The 18,884-nt window shown below is 69.0% G+C and carries 17 protein-coding genes and 1 riboswitch; of the genes, 3 read left to right on the top strand and 14 right to left on the bottom strand.

Going from position 1 to position 18,884, the window contains the following annotated elements; all coding sequences use genetic code 11:
- Positions 1-8: 8 nt before the first annotated feature.
- From IE075_RS03540 to IE075_RS03565, 6 genes are all read right to left on the bottom strand, one after another.
- Positions 9-1,451, bottom strand: coding sequence for an undecaprenyl-phosphate glucose phosphotransferase (locus IE075_RS03540; protein WP_189453355.1), 1,443 nt, complete (start codon positions 1,449-1,451; stop codon positions 9-11).
- 28 nt (positions 1,452-1,479) lie between these two features.
- Positions 1,480-2,832: an O-antigen ligase family protein gene (locus IE075_RS03545; RefSeq protein ID WP_189453357.1), complete on the bottom strand. Its 1,353-nt coding sequence runs from the start codon at positions 2,830-2,832 to the stop codon at positions 1,480-1,482.
- Between the two features lie 85 nt (positions 2,833-2,917).
- Positions 2,918-3,397: a hypothetical protein gene (locus tag IE075_RS03550; protein ID WP_189453359.1), complete on the bottom strand. Its 480-nt coding sequence runs from the start codon at positions 3,395-3,397 to the stop codon at positions 2,918-2,920.
- A 65-nt stretch (positions 3,398-3,462) separates the two neighbouring features.
- Positions 3,463-4,704 (bottom strand): hypothetical protein, encoded by a 1,242-nt coding sequence (locus IE075_RS03555; RefSeq protein WP_189453361.1) that lies wholly within the window; start codon positions 4,702-4,704, stop codon positions 3,463-3,465.
- Positions 4,661-6,826 (bottom strand): GumC family protein, encoded by a 2,166-nt coding sequence (locus IE075_RS03560; RefSeq protein ID WP_189453362.1) that lies wholly within the window; start codon positions 6,824-6,826, stop codon positions 4,661-4,663. Before IE075_RS03560 ends, IE075_RS03555 begins: the two co-directional genes overlap by 44 nt.
- Positions 6,823-7,533, bottom strand: a complete 711-nt coding sequence (locus IE075_RS03565) for a polysaccharide biosynthesis/export family protein (protein ID WP_189453364.1) — start codon at positions 7,531-7,533, stop codon at positions 6,823-6,825. Before IE075_RS03565 ends, IE075_RS03560 begins: the two co-directional genes overlap by 4 nt.
- Positions 7,534-7,822: 289 nt before the next feature.
- Here IE075_RS03565 and IE075_RS03570 point away from each other — a divergent pair, with 289 nt between their 5' ends.
- Complete coding sequence (locus IE075_RS03570) at positions 7,823-8,191, top strand: type II toxin-antitoxin system prevent-host-death family antitoxin (protein ID WP_189453365.1); 369 nt, start codon at positions 7,823-7,825, stop codon at positions 8,189-8,191.
- Positions 8,188-8,832 (top strand): ATPase, encoded by a 645-nt coding sequence (locus tag IE075_RS03575; protein ID WP_189453367.1) that lies wholly within the window; start codon positions 8,188-8,190, stop codon positions 8,830-8,832. Before IE075_RS03570 ends, IE075_RS03575 begins: the two co-directional genes overlap by 4 nt.
- 197 nt (positions 8,833-9,029) lie before the next feature.
- On the opposite strand, the gene IE075_RS03580 is transcribed toward IE075_RS03575, so the two are convergent.
- The 8 genes from IE075_RS03580 to fabA form a co-directional block, all read right to left on the bottom strand.
- The gene (locus IE075_RS03580; protein ID WP_189453369.1) at positions 9,030-9,395 is read right to left on the bottom strand and encodes a hypothetical protein; all 366 of its coding nucleotides are present in this window, start codon (positions 9,393-9,395) and stop codon (positions 9,030-9,032) included.
- Entirely contained in the window at positions 9,392-9,865 is a 474-nt protein-coding gene (locus IE075_RS03585; protein ID WP_189453371.1) for a molybdopterin synthase catalytic subunit, read from the bottom strand. The genes IE075_RS03580 and IE075_RS03585 overlap by 4 nt, the downstream gene beginning before the upstream one ends.
- A gap of 1 nt (position 9,866) precedes the next feature.
- Positions 9,867-10,127: a MoaD/ThiS family protein gene (locus tag IE075_RS03590; protein WP_189453373.1), complete on the bottom strand. Its 261-nt coding sequence runs from the start codon at positions 10,125-10,127 to the stop codon at positions 9,867-9,869.
- Between the two features lie 44 nt (positions 10,128-10,171).
- Positions 10,172-11,431 (bottom strand): molybdopterin molybdotransferase MoeA, encoded by a 1,260-nt coding sequence (locus IE075_RS03595; RefSeq protein WP_189453375.1) that lies wholly within the window; start codon positions 11,429-11,431, stop codon positions 10,172-10,174.
- Positions 11,428-12,432, bottom strand: a complete 1,005-nt coding sequence (gene moaCB, locus IE075_RS03600) for a bifunctional molybdenum cofactor biosynthesis protein MoaC/MoaB (protein ID WP_229792297.1) — start codon at positions 12,430-12,432, stop codon at positions 11,428-11,430. Before moaCB ends, IE075_RS03595 begins: the two co-directional genes overlap by 4 nt.
- A gap of 3 nt (positions 12,433-12,435) precedes the next feature.
- Complete coding sequence (gene moaA, locus IE075_RS03605; RefSeq protein ID WP_189453377.1) at positions 12,436-13,419, bottom strand: GTP 3',8-cyclase MoaA; 984 nt, start codon at positions 13,417-13,419, stop codon at positions 12,436-12,438.
- Positions 13,411-13,555, bottom strand: a riboswitch (molybdenum cofactor riboswitch). Its footprint overlaps the gene before it by 9 nt.
- A gap of 172 nt (positions 13,556-13,727) precedes the next feature.
- A complete protein-coding gene (gene fabB, locus IE075_RS03610; RefSeq protein ID WP_189453379.1) occupies positions 13,728-14,942 on the bottom strand; it encodes a beta-ketoacyl-ACP synthase I in 1,215 nt (404 codons plus the stop codon).
- Positions 14,942-15,457, bottom strand: coding sequence for a 3-hydroxyacyl-[acyl-carrier-protein] dehydratase FabA (fabA, locus tag IE075_RS03615; protein ID WP_189453381.1), 516 nt, complete (start codon positions 15,455-15,457; stop codon positions 14,942-14,944). The genes fabB and fabA overlap by 1 nt, the downstream gene beginning before the upstream one ends.
- Before the next feature lie 503 nt (positions 15,458-15,960).
- On the opposite strand from fabA, the gene IE075_RS03620 reads away from it, so the two are divergent.
- Positions 15,961-18,861 carry a sensor domain-containing phosphodiesterase gene (locus tag IE075_RS03620; RefSeq protein ID WP_189453383.1) on the top strand — a complete coding sequence of 967 codons (2,901 nt, stop codon included), beginning with the start codon at positions 15,961-15,963 and terminating at the stop codon, positions 18,859-18,861.
- Positions 18,862-18,884: the final 23 nt, after the last annotated feature.

Below are 18,884 nucleotides of genomic sequence, written 5' to 3' on the forward strand. Positions count from 1 at the left end.
GCAATCCCTTAGTACGCGTTGCGACCGATGAAGCCCTTGAGCACGGTCATCGCGATGATTTTCATGTCGAGGAACGGGGACCAGTTCTGCATGTAGAACAGGTCGTACTCGACGCGTGCGGCCATCTTGTCGAGCGTGTCGGTTTCGCCGCGCAGGCCGTTGACCTGCGCCCAGCCGGTGATGCCCGGCTTGACCCGGTGGCGCTGCATGTAGTGCTGCACCTGGGCCTTGTAATGGTGGTTGTGCGCGACGGCGTGCGGCCGCGGGCCCACCACGGACATCGTGCCCTGCAGCACGTTGATGAACTGCGGCAACTCGTCGAGGCTGGTGCTGCGCAGGAACGCGCCGAACGGCGTGACGCGCGAGTCGCCTTTCTTCGCCTGCGTCACCTGCCCCGCGTGCTCCTGGTGCACGCGCATGGAGCGGAACTTCCAGACCTCGATGATCTTGCCGTCCAGGCCGTGGCGCGGCTGGCGGAACAGCACCGGGCCGGGCGAGCTCAGCTTGACGCCGAGTGCGAGCAGCGCGAGCAGCGGCGCGAGGGCGATGAGCGCGAGGGCAGCAAAGGCGCGGTCCGCCAGCGCCTTGAGCAGGCGCGCATCGGCCGTGAGCGGCGTGCCGCGCAGGTTGATGACGGACAGGCCGGCCACGTGCTCCACCGAGTGGTTGAGCAGTTGCAGGCCCACGAGGTCCGGCACGAACTTCACTTCGGCGGTGCTGTGTTCGAGCTGCTCGAGCGCGAGGCAGATGTGGTCCTGCGCGCCCATCGGCATGGCCAGCCACACCTGGTGCACAGGCACCTGCTCGACGTAATCGCGCAGGCGCAGCAGGCTGCCGAGGTGCGCGCCCTCGGGCACGGGGCCGGTGTCGAACTCGTTGCCGGTGTCGAACCAGCCGAGCAGGTGTATGCCCGCCCACGGCTGGCGCTTTAGATGGTCGACCACGCGCATGGCATCGCGGCGGCTGCCGACGACGACGGCGGTGCGCACGTCGATGCCGCGCACGCGCGCCCACTTGGCCGCGCCGCGCACGCCGACGCGCGTGCAAGTGCCGAATGCGACGGCGCCGATGAACCACCACGCCCACCACAGACGCGAGATGTCGGACGTGAGCTTGAGTGCCGCCGCGTAGATGATGGCCAGGCCGAACATCACGCTGTAGGCGCCGAGCATGGTCCACAGCTCACCGGCAAGACCACGACCGCGCCAGCTGCGATACAGCGGCGCAAGCGTGAACACGAGGATGGCGAACAGCAGCCCGCGGCCTAGGTGGCGCTGGTATTCGAGCGCGATGTCGAGCGAGCCGAAGCGCACGTAGTACGCCAGCACGCCGGCGACGGTGACGGCGACGACGTCGCCGATGCGAAGGCTCCAGCCGAACAGCGCGCCAAACGAACTCGAAGACGCGCCCGTGCCGACGGGCCGCGTCTGCGGCATCGGTGCCAATAGCATTGGGTCCCCTCCTCGACCTGCGACCGCTTCAGCGCGTTGCGCTGCCCCTGTGCTCGCGTGCCCTTGCGCCGTCGGCGAGCGGCCATGCAAGCAGCACGGCAAACACGACGGCGATCCCCAGGGTGCGAAGCGGATAGTCAACGAGCGAGTGCAACACCGGCACCCAAACAATGACCCCGATCACGCGAGCGGGCGAATCGTGATCGGTGTGATGGATTTCACCTATTGGAATTCTTCTGAGGCTCTGCCATGCGAGCAGCGCGAGTGCTGCAACGAGCAAAAGTGCGCCCGCGATGCCGAACTCGATGAGTGTCTGCAATGCGTCGTTATGTGCGCGATCGGCATGCACACTGACCATGTCGGTCACTGGTTCGAACGGTACATACGCCCAACGGAAGCTGCCTGCGCCGCTGCCGAACGGCATGTAGGCCTGTGCTGTTTCGAGCCCGTTACGCAGGTATTGCCAGCGCAGGTCGTCAGCCGGGTCCTGGGTGAGGCGCTGCGCGAGGCCGTCCCACGCATACACGGCGGTGGCTGCGCCGAGGCCGAGCGCGATGACGACGGCCGTGCGGATGCCCGCGCCGATGCGCGCGCCGCGCATGAGCACGATGCCGGTGCATAGCAATGCGAGCAGTGCGAGTGCGCTGCCCGCGCGCGAGAACGACAGCGCGCAGGCGAGCACGAAGATGGCGCCGAGTGCGTGCCAGGCCAATGCGCGTGGCGTGTCACGCCTGAGCTGGCTCTGCGCGCCGAACGCGAACGCGAGCGGGCCGAGCATGGCCATCAACGCGGCGAAGTGATTGCGGTTGGCGAACGTGCCGATTGCGCCGATGGGGTGATGGAAGTCGTACGGGCGCCAGGCATGCGCGGCGGCCGCGGCCTGCGCGAAGCCCAGCAGCGCCATGGGCAACGCGATGAGCAGCGTGAGTTGCACCACGCGGGCGATGGCATCGCGCGACAGCGATGCGGCCAGCGTCCATGCAGCGGCGGACACCGTGAGCGACACGGCAGCGCGCAGCGTGGCGGCGGTATCGAGCGAGAGCGCGCGCCACGCACTGCCTTCGCCTGCGAGCGCGAGGTGCTGCGCAATGGCCTCGCGCGGGCCGAGCGCGCGCCACAGCTCGAACGGCAGCGGCACGAGCTGCAGCAGCGTGACCGCGAGTGCGGCGATCAGCAGCGTTGCGAATGCGCGATGCCAGCGTCTGTGCAGTGCGAGCGGCGCGCGCAGCAATGCGAGTGCGAGCACGGGCAGTGCGGCGAGTTGCACGATGGCATCGCCCGTGCCGCGCGGGCCGCCGCCTGCGGCAAGCGCCACCGCGATCAACGCAACAAGCGCGAACTGCGCAGCGCGATCGGATGCGCGCGACGTGACTTCAGACATTACAAAGCCCCAAACACGCATCGGGCCGCACATGGCGGCCCGAGCGTCCCTCCCCCGAGGTATCTACAGCAACCGCGCTACAGCCTTACGGGCTGGACGCGTCGTCATCACCGCCACCTGCCGCGGCAGCCGCGGCGGCAGCGCCGGCGGCGGCAGCGGCCATGCCGGCGATAGCGGCCTTGCTGAGCGCGGCCTTCGCGACGACGGCCGGGATTGCACCGACCACACCCGTGGTGCCCGTTGCCGCTGCACCCGCGGCAGCGGCTTCGGTGGCCGTGGTGGCAGCAGCAGCACCTTCGGCCGCGGCTGCGCCTTCTGCAGCGGCAGCGGCTTCAGCGCCTGCGGCCTGCGCGGTGGTGGCTTGTGCGGCCGTACCTTCGGCAGCAGCTGCACCCTCTGCAGCAGCGGCCTCGGCGCCTGCGGCCTGGCCCGTGGTCGCCTGCGCAGCCGAGGCGGTCACGCCCTGCTGGAAGACCTGGCCAGCCGCGTCCACGGCCTGCGCGGACACAGCGCCGATCGATGCGAGCGAGAGGCCCAGGCCTGCGGCGACGATGGTGTTCTTCATTCGAGACTTCCTTGACGTGGCGTTCACATGACGCCTGCGGGCGCAGAGTATGGATGAGTTTGTGATCAGGGCATCGGAATAATTCTGATGCCGTCCACAACGAGCGTGCCACGCACTGCTCGCTCGGCGATGTTGCGCGTGCGGTGCACGAGTCGAAGCGTCTGCTGCGGGCATGCAGGCGCGATGTCGAACGTGGCCTGCGAGCGTTGCCACTCGGCCTGCGCGGGCAGCGCTGCGCGCATGACCGCAACAGCGGCGCCGTCGGCTGCCGAGCACGCGAGCTGCCATTCGAATGGGCGTGCGGTGTCGACGTTGTTCGTGCTGACGGCTTCAAACGTGTAGCGCCCTGCGGGCAATGCGAGCGTTTGCTGGATACCGCCAAGCGCGACGGGCCGGCCGTCGAAGCGGATCGCAAGCGCGCCCTGCCCTGCATGTGCGTCGTGTGCGGTGATGGCAACGCCGATGCCCGGCGGCGGGTTGAGTCGCCAGCCGTAGCCGCCTTCGGTGTGCGGCGCTTCGAAACCGCCGTCGTAGACGTGCGCGGTGGTGGTCGATCCCTGCGGGTTTGTGGACTGCGCGGCCACCCATGCGGCGCGCGCGGCGGCGTAATCGCCGCTGCGTTCGAGCACCGCGATGCGAGCCCGGAGCTCGGCGTCGCTCGGGGTGAGTTGCTTGGCTTGCGCATCGAGCAATGCGAGTGCGCCATCGGCGGGCACGGCGGCGTCCGGTAGCGCGCGGGCCAGCGCGTCGCGCCACGGCGGGTCGAATGCAAGCCGCTTGAGGAAGGCGTCGCGGATGGCGGGCACCGCAAGATGCGGCAGCAACGTGGCCAGCACTGCAGTACGCGACTCGGGCGCCGTGCGCATGAGCGCATCGACGTGCTCGAGTGCCGCGTCGAAGTCCTCGAGGAGCAGCGCACGCTCGGCGGCGAGACCGCGCGCAAGGGCGTCGCGCGGTGCGGTGGCGACGGCGGCTGCAAGCAGTGCGTCGCGCTGTGCGGGGGTATCCGCGTGTTGTGCCAGCACGCGATACGCGCGCCCGTCGATGGGACGCGTGCGCAGCATCTCGCGCGCGAGCGCGGGCTCATCGGGCGCGAGCGCCGGGTCCGCGTCGATCTGTGCGATCAGGCGGTCGGCGCCGTGCGGCGTGCCGAGTGCGGTGTCGTGCCGTGCGACCTGCCACGCGGCCCCTGCGAACGCCGCGGTGCCCAGCGTGGCGAGCGCGATGCGCAGCGGCGTGATGCCGCTGCGCACGCGCGACGCGTCAGCCGCGTTCGCCGCCGTACTCGTAATAGCTGTAACCGCCATAGCCCTGGGCTCCGCCCTTGCGACGCACGTCGAACTGCGTGAGCAGCGTGCCGACCACGCGGGCACGTACGGATGTCAGACGATGCAGTGCCGCCTGCAGCGAGTCGGTGCGCGTTGCGTCGGCCGCGGCCACGAGGATCGTCGCGTCGGCCTGTGTGGCAAGCAGCGGCGCGTCGGCCAGGCCGAGTACCGGCGGGCCGTCGAGCACGATCACCTCGAAGTGCTGCGACAGCTCGTGCAGCAGCGCCGGCAGGCGCTCGCCCGCGAACAACTCGGGCGGGCTCGGCGGCAGCGGGCCTGAGGTGATGATGCTGAGGCGCGCATCGCTCGTGGACTGCACGACCTCGAGCACACCGGCCGCGCCGGCAAGCACGTTTGACAGGCCCTGCCCGTTTGTCACGCCACCGATGCGATGCAGCGTGGGCTTGCGCAGGTCGGCATCGACGAGCACGACGCGGCGGCCGAGCTGCGCGATGTTGCGCGCGAGTTCGAGCGCGCTGGTGCTCTTGCCTTCGGCCGCGGACGGGCTGGTAAACAACAGCGAGCGCGGGATGCCGTTTGGCGTAGCGAACTGCAGCGCCGTGCGCACGGAGCGATAGCTTTCCGCGAATGCGGAGCGCACGTCGGCCGAGGCCTGCTCCGGCGTGATGCCGTCGGCGAGCTTCGGGATAGCGCCGAGCACGGGCAGCGGCGCGGCCTCGGACAGCGCCTTCGGCGTGGCGATCGAGCGGTCGAGGTGGTGCAGCACGAACGCGCCGAGCACGCCGGCGAACACGCCGAGCAGCAGGCCGACTGCGAGATTCAGCGGCACGCGCGGCGAGTGGCGGCCATTGGGCACTTCAGCACGGTCGATCACCGACACGTTGTTCGCGCCTACGTTGCCGACGACGCCGATCTCCTTGTAGCGCTGCAGCAGGCCGTCGTAGAGCTGGCGGTTGGTCTCGGCTTCGCGCTTGAGGATGTTGTACTGGATGCTGCGCGACTGCAGGTCGAGCACGTCGGCCTTCAGGCCCGACAGGCGCGCTTCGAGCAGCGCTTCCTGGTTGCTCGCGGACTCGTACTCGGCGCGCACGGAGTTGCGGATGTGCGCCACTTCGCCGGCGACCTGCCGGTCGATCTCGGCGATCTCGCCCGCGAGGCGCTGCATGTCCGGGTAGTCCGGCTTGAACGTGCGCAGCTTCTCCTGGTACTCGCCGGCCAGCAGCGAACGCGCTTCGCGCAGCTTCTGGATCAGCGGGCTGGCGACGACCTGGGGCAGGCCGAGGCCGTCGCCGCGGCTGGCCTGCGCCCACTTCGCTTCGGCGCGGATGCGGTCGCCCTGCGCCTGCGCGAGCGACGCATTGAGCTCGGCGAGGTTCTGCGCATCGAGCGACGGCATGTTCTCGCCGATCGAGACGATCTGCTCGGTGGTCGCGAACTGCACGAGCGCGGTCTCGGAGTCCTCGAGGCGCGCCTTGAGCTGGGCGAGGCGCTCTTCCAGGAACTTGCGCGCATAGGCGGACGCGTCGAACTTGCGTTCGAGGTTGCTGGCGATGAACGCATCGGCAAAGGCATTGGCGACGCGCGCGGCGAGCAGCGGGTCGGCCGAGTCGAAGTTGATGCGCACGAGCCGCGAGTTGCGAATCGGCTCGATCGTCAGCGCCTTGAGCACGGTCTCGACGAGCGCGCGCTCGCGCACCGCTTGCTTCGGCTCCGCCGGGACCGCCGCGCCGGACTTGGGCTTCTCAGCGAGTGATTCGTCGACGGCTTCGATCGTCTTCTTGTACTGCCCGTGCTCGACAAGGCGCTGGTCCTGGATCACGCGCAGCGCGAGCGAGCGGCTTTTAAGCAGCTCGTACTGCGTCTGGTAGAAGTCGCGGTCCATCGGCGACTCGGCGGGCGTAAGACCTTCGACGTCCATGATCTTCATGGTGTCGCGCTCGATCTGCAGCGTCGACGAGGCGCGGAAGATCGGCGTGGCGAGCAGCGTGAACACAAGTGCGAGCATGAAGACCGCGCCCGCGATGCTCGCCACGAGCCATTTGCGCTCGCGCAGAATCTGCCAGTACTCGAGCAAATTGATTTCGTCGTCGTCGCGCGCCGGCGCAGTGAGCGCGGGCGGCGGGGTGAGTACTGCGCTCATCGGTAAGACCTCCAGACGCCGATGAACGGTGCCAGCTTGATCAGGTTCTGCCAGGCGACCTTGCCCATGGACTCGTCGACGACGATGACGTCCTCGCCGAGCAGCTCGGGGTCGGGCTGCTCGCCCGATTCGATCGCGAGCAGGTCGAAGCGCGCGAAGTGGCGTTCACCGCCGGCGTTGCGGAACACGATGACGTTGCGGAGCGCCGCGCGTTCGGTGACGCCTTCGGCCAGTGCGACGGCCTGCAGGAGCGTGAGCCGCGAGGTCATCGGATAGATGCCTGGCTTCTCGACCGCGCCGCCCACGGTGACGCGCTGGCTCGCGAATTCTTTCACCGAGACTGTGACCTGCGGGTCCTGCAGGTAGCGCGCTTCGTAGCGCTTGGCGATGTCGGATTCAAACTCGGCGACCGTTCGGCCGCCGGCGTCGACGGCGCCGATCAGCGGCAGCGTGACCTGGCCGTTGTTGGCGACGCGCACCTCGCGGTCGAGGTCCTTGATCTGGAAGACGGTGACCGACAGCAGGTCGCTCGGGCCGATGCGGTACTCGGCACGGTCGGCGAACGCGGTGGCGGGGTCGGCGTCCGGCAGGATCGCCGGCGCGACGGCAGGGCCGCGGCTCGCACACGCAGACAACAGCAAAGCGGCCGCAAGCGCGGCGCAGGAACGATAGGTAGACAACTTGGATCCCAACGGGTAACGCAGCATTTCATTGGCCGGCGCGTCTCACGACGGCGCCCGGGCGGCACGCACCACTCCCCGTGTGCGCGGTGCGGAGTCTAGTCGGTCGAACTGGGACGGCGGTCCTTCGATGACTTGACCGAGAAATATTCCGAGCCCGTCCGGGCACTGATTTCACGCGACACCTACGCGGCGGGGCTTTTCCAGTCGCTTAGCGGCACTCGCCCTCTCCCGGACGCAAGCGACGGCTTCGCATTCATGCGCAATGTCAGGAAAAGATGTAATTTCAGATTCGCAGTCCCACTGGAGCGCCCCGATGACCGCCCTGCCCGCGTCCGACCACGACCTCGTGCCGATCAAGGCGTCCTCCTCCCAGGTGCAGCGCTCCTGGAAAGGCGTGCTCAAGCTCGTCCAGAAGCACGGGCGGGTCGCGGTGACCCACCACTCGGACACCGAGGCGGTGCTCGTCTCGCGCGAGGAGTTCGAACGGATGCAACAGGCCGAGCGGGAGCTGGCGACGCTCAAGGCGGGCAGCGCCACGCGTAACCCGGTCGACGAGCTGCGTGCGCGGTTTCTGGACCGCCTGCGCTCGCGTGACGCCGCCACGTTCGATGACCGACTGGATGCCGCAATGGCCGCGCCCGTGCGCCTCGGCGGGGAGCTGAAGACCGGCGACCGCTATTGAGCCCGCAGCGGCCGCGCCTGTTCGTGCTTGCGGGTGTCAACGGCGCAGGCAAGAGCTCACTGGGCGGGTTCCACCTCGAGCGGCATGGCATCGGACCGGACGAGTGGTTCAACCCGGACGCGGCGGCGCGGATGCTCGTTGACGCCGGGCTGCCGCCCGCTGAAGCGAACGCCGAGGCCTGGCACATTGGCAAGGACCTGATCGAGGCGGCGATCGCGGACCGCCGTCCGCACGCATTCGAGACGACGCTCGGCGGCAACACGATTCCTGCGCTGGTCCGTGCGGCCTGCCGGACGCATGCGGTGCGCATGTGGTTTTGCGGCCTCGATAAGCCCGAGCGGCACCTGCGACGCGTGCGGGAGCGCGTGGCCCGCGGCGGACACGATATTCCCGAGGCGAAGATCCGCGCGCGCTACGAGAGCGCGGTGGTGAATCTCATCTCGCTGATGCCGGAACTCGCCGAACTCAAGGTGTTCGACAACAGCGCGGATGCGATGGACGGGACGATCCCCGATCCGGTGCTCGTGCTGCACCTCGAACAGGGACGCGTGCGCTTTCCGACGCGCCATGACGACTTGGCGGCGACGCCGCCGTGGGCCATGCCGATTGTCGAGGCGGCGCTCGAGTTGCAGGAGCGCTGAGGCGATCGGGCGTGCCCGACCTCGACGAGACTGCTGGGGAAGCGACGACAGGACTCGATACCGGTTGCGCTTTACTCACGCACGCTGCGGACCCCGCAGCGGGTGGGTGACCGACGCCGCGACGCCGCACACTACGCAGACCAGGACCTGAGAGCGACGCGCCCGGCCCAGCCACCCCATCACGGCGGACGTCGGCGTCAGGAAGAACGAGCCGCGCCGCGCGTGCGGATGCTGTCGCGTACGTCGACCTCGAAGTCGATGCGCGTGAGCGCGTCGCCGCCCTGCCCTTCGCGGCCGATTTCAAACGTCAGCGCATCGCGTCGCGGCAGCGTCGCGGCGTAGGCCTGCACGGCGCCGTGCGGAAGACGGATCGAAACGCGCGCAGGCGCGGGCGCCGCCAGATCGACCGCGTCGAGCGCAGCCGCGAGCGCGAGGGTGTATGTCCAGTGGATGCCGGGGCCGTGCACGAGGGTGAGCCTGATGGACTCGCCGCCGAGCAGCGTGGCCAGCTCGGCCTCGTCGATGCGCAGGCGCAACCGCCCCGGTTGAAGCTGCACTTTCATGCAGCCCCGTCGTGCTCGTGCGTGCACAGCGAGCAGCCTTCGCTCCAGACGCTGTCGCCGTCGACGTAGTGTTCCTGCTTCCAGATGGGCGCGCGGTGCTTGACCGCTTCGATGACCGATCGGCAGGCGCGGAACGCTTCGTCGCGGTGCGGCGTGCCGGCGGCGACGACGACCGCGATGTCGCCGACGGCGAGTCTTCCTTTTGCGTGCGCCACGTAGACCTTAAGCGGTGCATCCACTTCGGCAGCGGCCGTTTGTGCCGCCTCGCGGAACAGCGTGAGCGCGAGCGGGTCGAACAAGTCGTAGCTGATGCCGGTCACGTCGCGCCCGCGATTGAAGTCGCGGATGCGGCCGAGGAACAGCGCGGTGCCGCCGAATGCGGGATCGCTGACGAACTCCAGCGCCGCCGCGGCATCGATGCGGCCGTGGGCGGCGTCGACGATCGCGCAGTGGACATTCGCGTCGTCCATCTCAGCCCCCGCTGACCGGCGGCAGCACCGCGACGCGGCCGTCCGCGGGCACCGGGTCGGCATCGCGCAGCACGGTCGTCTCGCTTGCGAACGCAGAGACCGCCAGCAGCTTTGGCTCGTAGGTGGGCCAGTGCGCCCGCGCATAGGCGTCGAATGCGGCGCGAAGCCGCGCGATGTCCGACTCCTCGGGCACGTCAAAGCTCACGCGGCCGGCCGGCTCGAATTCGCGGAATGCGCCGAACAGGGCGAGGTCGATCTTCATGCAACGGGCTCCGGGATCAAGACAGTGTGTTCAACGCGGCATGTTCACTTCGACTGCGCACCGAGCATCACCCCGGCCTCGTGTGCGAGCGGAAAGACGTCGACCGGATCGCCCGCGCGCAGCGCATCCACCTCGGCCGGCAGCGCCGCCCACACCGTCGACTCGACGAGCGGCCGCGTGCGGAACGACTCCTGCCCGGCGAGCAGTTCGACCGACAGCGCGGCGCGCGCGTCGAGCTTCAGGCGCGCCTTTTGATGCAGGCGGAAGCCAGCCTTCTTGCCGACATCGTGCGCAAGCGGAATGCGCCACGCCTGCTCGCGCGGCAGGCCGAGCATCACGCGCATCGCGGGCTCGACGAACAGACGCAGGCCCACGGCCGTCGAGACCGGGTTACCGGGCAGTCCGAAACACAGCGCACCGCTGGGCAGCCGCGCGAACAGCAGCGGTTTCCCAGGTCGCATCGCGACCTTGTGAAACACGATCTCGCCGCCGCGCTCGCGCAGCACATCGGGAATGAAGTCGAAACGACCCATCGACACGGCGCCCGTGCTGAGCACGAGTTCCGCGCCCGCGTCGATCGCGCGCTCGAGCGCGGCTGAGAACTGCGCGGGCTCGTCGGGCACGGTCTCGCGCAGCACGATTTCGCCGCCGGCCGCGGGGATGCGCGTCGCGAGGAATGGGGAGCTGGAGTTACGGATCTGACCGGGCTGCAGGGGCACTGCAGGGTCGTCGACGAGCTCGCGACCGGTCGACAGCAATGCCGCACGTGGCCGGCGGGCGACGTCGACCTGGGCGAGGCCCAGCCCCGCAAGCAACATGACTTCGTTCGCGCCGATCCAATGGCCGGCCGGCAACGCGAGCGCGCCGCAGGCGACGTCCTCGCCTGCGCGACGCCGGTGCTGCCCGGGCTCGACGGCCGCGGCGAGGCGCATGCGAGTCACGCGGCCATCGTCGGCGCGATCGAGCACTTCGACCTGCTCGACAGGGATGATGGCGTCGAGCCCGTCGGGCAGCCGCGCGCCCGTCATGATCGACCACGCGCCCTCGCCCGCCGCGCGCTGCAGACCGTCGCCTGCGGCCTGCTCGCCGTGCACGTCGAACTCGCGGCCAGCATCGATGCGCCTGCCCTGCGTGCACAGTGCGAAACCGTCCATCGCGGAGTTGTCGAATGCAGGAAGGTCGACGGGGCTGCGAATCTCCGCCGCCGTCACGCGGCCAAGCGCCTCAGCGAGAGTGACCCGCTCGGCCGGCAGCGGCGTACAGGCGACAAGCACGTGCTCAAGCGCATCTTCGAACGCGATCACGCGTGCGACCCGCCTTCGATCATCGAGCGCGCATGTGCGAGCAGCGGCGCGAGAATCGCCATGCCCTGCGCGGCGGCCTTCGGGCTGCCCGGCAGTGCGACGACGAGCATCGATTCGACGAGCACCGCCTCGGCGCGACTGAGCCACGCCATCGAGGTGTGGTGCCGGCTCTCGCTGCGGATCATTTCGGCCAGGCCCGGCACCTGACGAGTGGCGATCCCCGCGAGCGCTTCGGGCGTGAGATCACGGGGGCCGAGACCGGTGCCGCCGCTGGTGATCACGAGGCCGGTGCCGTCGGCCGCCAGCGATTCGAGGTGCCTGGCCAGCGCGAACGGATCGTCAGGCAGCACGGTCGCAGTCCCGACGTCGGCACCTAGGGTGCGCAGCGCGTCGACGATGACAGGACCGGACCGGTCCTCGTAGTCGCCCGCACTCGCGCGATCGCTGAGCACCACGACCGAGGCGCGCCAGCCGTCGAGCGTCGGCGTCGCACGCGGGCGATACCGCGTGCGCTCCTCGTCGGTCATGCCGCCCGGGTGCAGCCACAGCCCCTTCTTGCCGCCTTCCTTGAACAGCAGGCGGATATTGCCGATCGATAGCGCGGGGTCGACGGGCTTGGTCAGGTCATAGATTGTGAGCAGCGCTGCATTTGCTCCGGCGAGTGCCTCCATCTCGACGCCGGTGCGCGCCTCGGTCGCGACTTCGCAATACACGCGGATCGCATTGCGCTCGGGCACCGGCACGCAGCGCAGCTCGACGAACTCGAGCGGCAGCGGATGGCACAGCGGCATGAGGTTCGATGCCTGCTTTGCGCCCTGCAGCCCCGCGATCTCGGCCATCGAGAGCGCATCGCCCTTCGGAAGGCGGCGCTCGACGATGGCCGCGAACGCGTCAGGCCCGGCGTACAGCTCGCCGACCGCGACGGCCCGGCGCGCCGTGGGCCGCTTGCGGCGCACATCGGCCATGTGGAACCCGGCGCCGGGGGTGTCAGCTGCATCCATTCTTCAACCTCCGATCGACGCAAGATGTGGCGTGATGCCGGTGTTGCCCTCGTGCAAGCCGTGCGTGGCCTTCTTCAGACCCAACTGGCTGACCAGCACCGCCAGCAACTCTTCGGCCTGGTCGTCGCGCTGCAGCAGCGGACGCAGCGCAATGCCGAAGTCCCCAAACAGGCACAGGCGCAGATCGCCCGTCGACGTCACCCGCAAGCGGTTGCAACCGGCGCAGAAATCACGCGAGTACGGGGCAATGATGCCGATGCGTCCGGCGTACTCGGGGTGCACGTATTCGCGTGCGGGACCGGCATCGGGCGCGCGCGGACGCAGCGACCAGCCGGCGTCGACCAACTGCGCTTCGAGCGTTTCAGCGCGCAGGTGGTGCTTCTCGAAATACGCCCGGTTGTCGCCTGTCTGCATGAGCTCGATGAAGCGAACGCCAACGTCGCGATCACGCAGGTAGTCGAGCCACGTGGGCAGCTGGTCGTCGTTGAGGCCGCGCAGCAGCACGGCGTTGAGCTTGATCGACGGGAGTCGGCGTGCGCGTGCGCGCTCGACGCCCTGGAGGATCTCGCCAAGCCGGTCATGCCCCGTGATGCGTGCAAACGCGTGCGCGTCGAGCGTATCGACGCTGACGTTGAGCGCACGCAGCCCGGCGTCGATCCATTCGTCGATCCGCTGCGGCAACACGCTGCCGTTCGTCGTCAGTGCCACCGTCTCGACGCCTGGCGTGGTCGCCCCCACGCCGATGATCGCGGTGAGATCGCGGCGCAGCGAGGGCTCGCCGCCGGTGATGCGGACCTTGCGCATGCCGGCCCGCGCGAACGCGCGCAGCAGGCGCGCGATCTCGTCGAGCTCCAGGTGCTTCGCGCGGCCATGCGCGGCGCGATAGCCGTCGGGCAGGCAATAGCTGCAGCGGAAGTTGCACGCGTCGATGACCGACAGGCGCAAATAGGGAAACGTCCGACCGAAACGGTCGGTGAGCGGCGTCATCGATTGACTCCTTTCCAAGCACGGGAGGCCGCGGCGTTTCCACCGCGACCGGGTGGCCGCGCGGGGTCGCGGGCCACGGTCGCCGCGCCATGCCACGAGGGGCGAAGGCGTTGCGACTTCGGAGTGTCGGCAGGCCGAGTGAGGCCGTGCCGACATCGACAGTATAGGCAGCTGGCGCGCGCAGGCCCTGCGGATCAGGCCTGCCGGTGTGCGACCGGACAGGCTACCGCCGCGGCCGACGCTCAGAAGAAGAGGTGACTCAATGTCGCGCAGCCGGCCGCCGCAGCGCGGCGGCCCGGGCGGTTGCCTCAGCCGTTGAAGCGGGCGAACACGAGCGTAGCGTTCGTGCCGCCGAAGCCGAAGCTGTTCGACATCACGGTGTCGACCTTCACCTCCTGCGTCTCGCGCAGGATCGGGAAGCCTTCGCAGCGCGGGTCGAGCGTCTCGATGTTCGCCGAGCCCGACAGGAAACCGCCGCGCAGCATGAGCAGCGAGTAGATCGCCTCGTGCACGCTGGCCGCGCCGAGCGAGTGGCCCGACAGCGCCTTCGTCGACGACAGCGGCGGCACGTCGTTGCCGAACACCTCGCGCACGGCGCCGAGTTCGGTCACGTCGCCGAGCGGCGTCGAGGTGCCGTGCGTGTTGAGGTAGTCGATCTTCTTGTCGACGCGCTCGAGTGCCATCTTCATGCAGCGCACCGCGCCCTCGCCCGACGGCGCGACCATGTCGGCGCCGTCGCTGGTGACGCCGTAGCCGACGAGTTCGGCGACGATGTTCGCGCCGCGCGTCTGCGCGTGTTCGAGCGACTCCAGCACGAGCATGCCGCCACCGGAGGCGATGACGAAGCCGTCGCGGTCCGCGTCGTACGGACGCGAGGCCTTGGCCGGCGTGTCGTTGTACTTGGTCGACAGGGCGCCCATTGCGTCGAACTGCGAGGACATGCCCCAGTGCAGCTCCTCGCCGCCGCCGGCGAACACGACGTCCTGTGCTCCGTGGCGGATCAGGTCGGCCGCGGCGCCGATGCAGTGCGCGCTCGTCGCGCAGGCGGCGCCGATCGAGTAGCTGAGGCCGCGGATGCCGAACGACGTGGCGAGCGCGGCCGAGACCGTCGAGCACATCGTGCGCGGCACCATGTACGGGCCGATGCGGCGCACGCCTTTTTCCTTGAGCAGCGTGCCGGTCTCGATCTGCCACTGCGGTGAGCCGCCGCCGGAGCCTGCGATGCAGCCGGTGCGGTCGTTGCGCACCTGCTCGTCGGTCAGGCCCGAGTGCTCGATCGCATCGCGCATCGCGATGTACGCGTAGGCCGCCGCGTCGCCCATGAACCGCTTGAGCTTGCGGTCGATCAACGCCTCGAGATCCATCTCCGGCCAGCCCGCAACGTGGCTGCGCATGCCGAGCTCGGCGTACTCGGGGCACGGGCGGATGCCCGGCGTCAGTTCGCGCAGCGAGCGCGTGACGGTCTCGGCGTCGTTGCCGAGGCAGGAGGTGATGCCGAAACCGGTGACGACGACGCGACGCATCAGAAGCCCTCCGTCGAGGTGAACAGGCCCACGCGCAAATCACTCGCGGTGTAGATCTCGCGGCCGTCGACGAAGGTCTTGCCGTCCGCGATCGCCAGCGCGAGCTTGCCGCGCAGCACGCGGCGGATGTCGATCTCGTAGCGCACGAGCTTTGCCTCCGGCAGCACCTGGCCGGTGAATTTCACCTGCCCGACGCCGAGCGCGCGGCCCCGGCCCGGCTCGCCGAGCCACGGCATGAAGAAGCCGGTGAGCTGCCACATGGCGTCCACGCCGAGGCAGCCCGGCATGACGGGATCGCTCTCGAAGTGGCACCCGAAGAACCAAAGGTCAGGCCGCACGTCGAGCTCGGCTTCGATGCGCCCCTTGCCGTAGTGCCCGCCCTCGTCGGAGATGTGCGTGATGCGATCGAACATCAGCATCGGCGGCAGCGGCAGGCGTGCATTGCCGGGGCCAAACATCTCGCCGCGGGCACAGGCCAGCAGCTGTTCGTAGTCGAACGATTGGGGGCGGGTCATCGGGGATCCGGACGTGGCGGGGGGCGTAGCTTGCATGGGCGGCGGCGGTTTGTCTTGCGTTCGAGCTTCCGCATCCGTACGCAAGCGTCTGTTTTTACGGGATTTGTCTTTACGCCAGTGACTTGCGCGGCAGGCCAGAGGTATCACAGCGCCCGTCAATGCCGTGCAGGCCGCAGGCGCCAGCGGGTAACCATGCGAAAAACAGGCTCGAAATCGCGCGACGTGGGTGCCCTACTCGCGTTCGGGCATGCGTTCTGCGGGGACAGGGTGTCCCGCGCGCGGGTCCCTGCGGGCGCATTGGTGGAGAGGGTCGGGTAGCCGACGACGAGGAATTGCAGCCTCGCTCAGCTACAGGTCTCGGGCGTGGGGCCGTTAACACCTCTGCCCGACCCGCCCCCGCGTCGTCCTGGGCCGCCGCTCATCCAACTGCGCGGTGTCGATCCGGCGGTTTCCGCCGGTCCCGCCGGCCGTCGGACGCGGCCAGACATGCTGGAAGCAGAACAATGAACCTGGCGCTCTCTCCCGCGATTCGTGAAGCCGACCCAGCAGCGCCCGAGGTGCTATCGATCCTCACGGCGACCTCGCCGGAGAACGTGGCCGCCGCGCTGCTCGCCGCGCTCGGCGACGGGGGCGACGGGCTGCGCATCGTGTTCGCGTGCGATTGGCCCCAGGCCGTGCGCACCGTCCCCGAGACAGGCGGGCCGACCGACGTCTTCGACGCCGACGGCGCCCTTCTAGCGCTCCGCAGCGGCAGCCCCGACGGGCGCGCCACGCTGCTCGCCGACGATGAGGAAGGCGCGGTCGCTCTCCTCATGCCGGCGCTACCGGACGGCGCCAGACACCGCGCCGTGCTCGACGCAGCGCGTCAGCGGATGACCGAACTGCTCAGCCTCGAGCGCCTCGGCCGCTCCGTCGCGCAGTTCTCGCAGGCCGAGCAGGTGCAGCACGCGCTGTTCGCGATCGCCGACATGGCCGGCTCCGATCTCGACATGTCCGAGATGCTCTGGGAGCTGCACGGCATCGTTGCGGGGCTGATGTATGCCGAAAACTTCTACATCGTCATGTTTGATCGCGAGCGCGCGGCCCTGCAGTTCCTGTACTTCGTCGACGCGATCGACTCCAGCGGGCCGGAACTGGGCTCGGAAATGGCGCTGGCCGACATCGAGCGCGGCCTGACCTGGCACCTTGTGACCGGCGGCCGCCCGCTGATGGGCAGCCAGGAAAGCCTTGCGACGCAGGTGTCGGGCCCGATCCGCTTCCACGGCGCCGACTCGCTCGACTGGCTCGGCGTGCCGATGCGCCGCAACGGCGAAGTGCTCGGCGGCGTGGTGGTGCAGAGCTACGACCAGGCGAATCGCTTCGGAGAGCGCGAGCGCGCGTTGCTCAGCTTCGTCGCCGATCACATCCTGACCGCCGTCGAACGCAAGCGATCGAAGGAGAGCCTCGAGCAGCGCGTCGCCGAACGCACCCGGCAGCTTGCCGAAGCGAACGAGGACCTCCAGAAGCAGATCACCGAACGCCTTCGCGCCGAGCACCTACAGGCCGCCCTCTACCGCATCGCCGCGCTCGCGAACGTCGACGAGAGCAGTGAACGCTTCTATGCGCAGATCCACGAGGTGGTCGGCGAACTGCTTAACGCGGAAAATTTCTACATCGCGCTGCTCACCGACGATCGCCGGCACCTCGAATTCCCCTACTTCGCCGACACCGTCGAAAGCCCGCAGCCGCAACGCCCACTCGGCAACGGCCTCACCGAATACGTGATCCGCACGGGCCGCCCGCTTTTGCTCGACGAGCCCGAAGCGCTGCGCATGGAGGCCGGCGGCGAGTTCGCGTGGAGCAAGGGCGCTGGCGTGCCCGCGGTGTCCTGGCTCGGAGTGCCCCTCGGCGGCCAGAACGGCGTCATGGGCATGATCGCGATGCAGAGCTACCGCGCGGACTTCCACTACGACCAGGCCGACTGCGAACTGATGACGTTCGTGTCGTACCAGATCGCAAGCTCGCTGCAGCGTCGCAAGGCCGCTGAGGCGCTCAAGCGCTTGAACGCCGAACTCGAACAACGCGTGCACGAGCGCACGCAGGAGCTGCGCGAACAGATCGCCGTGCGCGAGCGCATTGAGGCGCAGCTCAAGCACCAGGTGATGCACGACGCGCTCACCCGCCTGCCGAACCGGCTCTACCTGCAGGACCGCCTGGATCGCGAGATCGCGCTGCTGCGTCGCCGACCGGACCGCCGCTTCGCCCTGCTCTATCTCGACGTCGACCGCTTCAAGCTGTTCAACGACAGCCTCGGCCATCTGGCGGGCGACGACGTGCTGAAGGAGGTGTCGCAGCGTCTGTCGCAGTGCGTGCGCGAGCCCGACGTCGTGGCGCGGCTGTCCGGCGACGAGTTCGCGATCCTGCTGGTCGACATCGAGAAACCCGAGGATGCGTGCGGCGTCGCCGAGCGCGTGCAGCAGGCGATGCAGCGGCCGATGTCGATCGCGGGCCGTGAGCTGCAGACCTCGGCCAGCATCGGCATCGCGTTCGGCGACACGCGCTACCGCAGTACCGATGCGATCCTCCACGACGCGGACGTCGCGCTCTATCGCGCCAAGGGCGCCGGCCGCGCGCGCCATGTCTTGTTCGACGACTCTCTGCAGCGGCAGGCTACGGACGTGCTCGCTCTGGAGCACGAGCTGCGCGCGGCGCTCGCGAACGAGGAGTTCGAGCCGTACTTCCAGCCGCTGGTCCGGCTGGGCGACACGCGGGCGATCGGTTACGAGGCGCTGATCCGCTGGCGCCATCCGGAGCGCGGCATCCTCACGCCGGACAAGTTCCTCTCGGTGGCCGAGGAATGCGGCCTGATCGAGGCGATCGACTGGCAGATGTACCGCGCCGCGTGCGCGGCCGCCATCCCGCTGGTCAAGGACGGCGGCTTCATCACGCTCAACATCTCGCCGCTGCATTTCCAGCACGACGACTTCGACGAGCGTTTGTTGAAGGTCACGACCGAGACCGGCTTCGACCCGAAGAACCTGCGCATCGAGGTCACCGAGGGCACGCTGCTCGGCGACCCCGAGGCCGTGGCGAGGATTCTCGATCGCCTGCGCGTGGCCTGCGTCGAGGCGGCGCTCGACGACTTCGGCACCGGTTATTCGTCACTGGGATACGTGCACCGCTTCCCGCTGAAGATGATCAAGATCGACCGCTCGTTTGTCGACTCGCTGGGCGGCGACCGCTCCCAGCGAAGCTCGGCGGTCGTCGGCGCGATCCTCGCACTTGCGCATTCGCTGGGCATCGAAGTTGTTGCCGAAGGCATCGAAACCGAGATGCAGCGCCAGGCGCTTGTCGCAATGGGCTGCGTGTACGGCCAGGGGTTTCTTTTTGGCCGGCCGCAGGAGCCGGCGCATTACGGCGGCTGAGACGGATTGCGCTGGCGGCGAGC

It is taken from the genome of Cognatilysobacter bugurensis, assembly GCF_014652095.1.
Lineage (GTDB): Bacteria > Pseudomonadota > Gammaproteobacteria > Xanthomonadales > Xanthomonadaceae > Cognatilysobacter > Cognatilysobacter bugurensis.

Coding starts and splice junctions, on each gene's coding strand:
- IE075_RS03540 (WP_189453355.1), bottom strand. CDS start 1,451: ATGCTATTGGCACCGATGCCGCAGACGCGGCCCGTCGGCACGGGCGCG.
- IE075_RS03545 (WP_189453357.1), bottom strand. CDS start 2,832: ATGTCTGAAGTCACGTCGCGCGCATCCGATCGCGCTGCGCAGTTCGCG.
- IE075_RS03550 (WP_189453359.1), bottom strand. CDS start 3,397: ATGAAGAACACCATCGTCGCCGCAGGCCTGGGCCTCTCGCTCGCATCG.
- IE075_RS03555 (WP_189453361.1), bottom strand. CDS start 4,704: ATGGCGGTTACAGCTATTACGAGTACGGCGGCGAACGCGGCTGACGCG.
- IE075_RS03560 (WP_189453362.1), bottom strand. CDS start 6,826: ATGAGCGCAGTACTCACCCCGCCGCCCGCGCTCACTGCGCCGGCGCGC.
- IE075_RS03565 (WP_189453364.1), bottom strand. CDS start 7,533: ATGCTGCGTTACCCGTTGGGATCCAAGTTGTCTACCTATCGTTCCTGC.
- IE075_RS03570 (WP_189453365.1), top strand. CDS start 7,823: ATGACCGCCCTGCCCGCGTCCGACCACGACCTCGTGCCGATCAAGGCG.
- IE075_RS03580 (WP_189453369.1), bottom strand. CDS start 9,395: ATGAAAGTGCAGCTTCAACCGGGGCGGTTGCGCCTGCGCATCGACGAG.
- IE075_RS03585 (WP_189453371.1), bottom strand. CDS start 9,865: ATGGACGACGCGAATGTCCACTGCGCGATCGTCGACGCCGCCCACGGC.
- IE075_RS03590 (WP_189453373.1), bottom strand. CDS start 10,127: ATGAAGATCGACCTCGCCCTGTTCGGCGCATTCCGCGAATTCGAGCCG.
- moaCB (WP_229792297.1), bottom strand. CDS start 12,432: ATGGATGCAGCTGACACCCCCGGCGCCGGGTTCCACATGGCCGATGTG.
- moaA (WP_189453377.1), bottom strand. CDS start 13,419: ATGACGCCGCTCACCGACCGTTTCGGTCGGACGTTTCCCTATTTGCGC.
- fabB (WP_189453379.1), bottom strand. CDS start 14,942: ATGCGTCGCGTCGTCGTCACCGGTTTCGGCATCACCTCCTGCCTCGGC.
- fabA (WP_189453381.1), bottom strand. CDS start 15,457: ATGACCCGCCCCCAATCGTTCGACTACGAACAGCTGCTGGCCTGTGCC.
- IE075_RS03620 (WP_189453383.1), top strand. CDS start 15,961: ATGAACCTGGCGCTCTCTCCCGCGATTCGTGAAGCCGACCCAGCAGCG.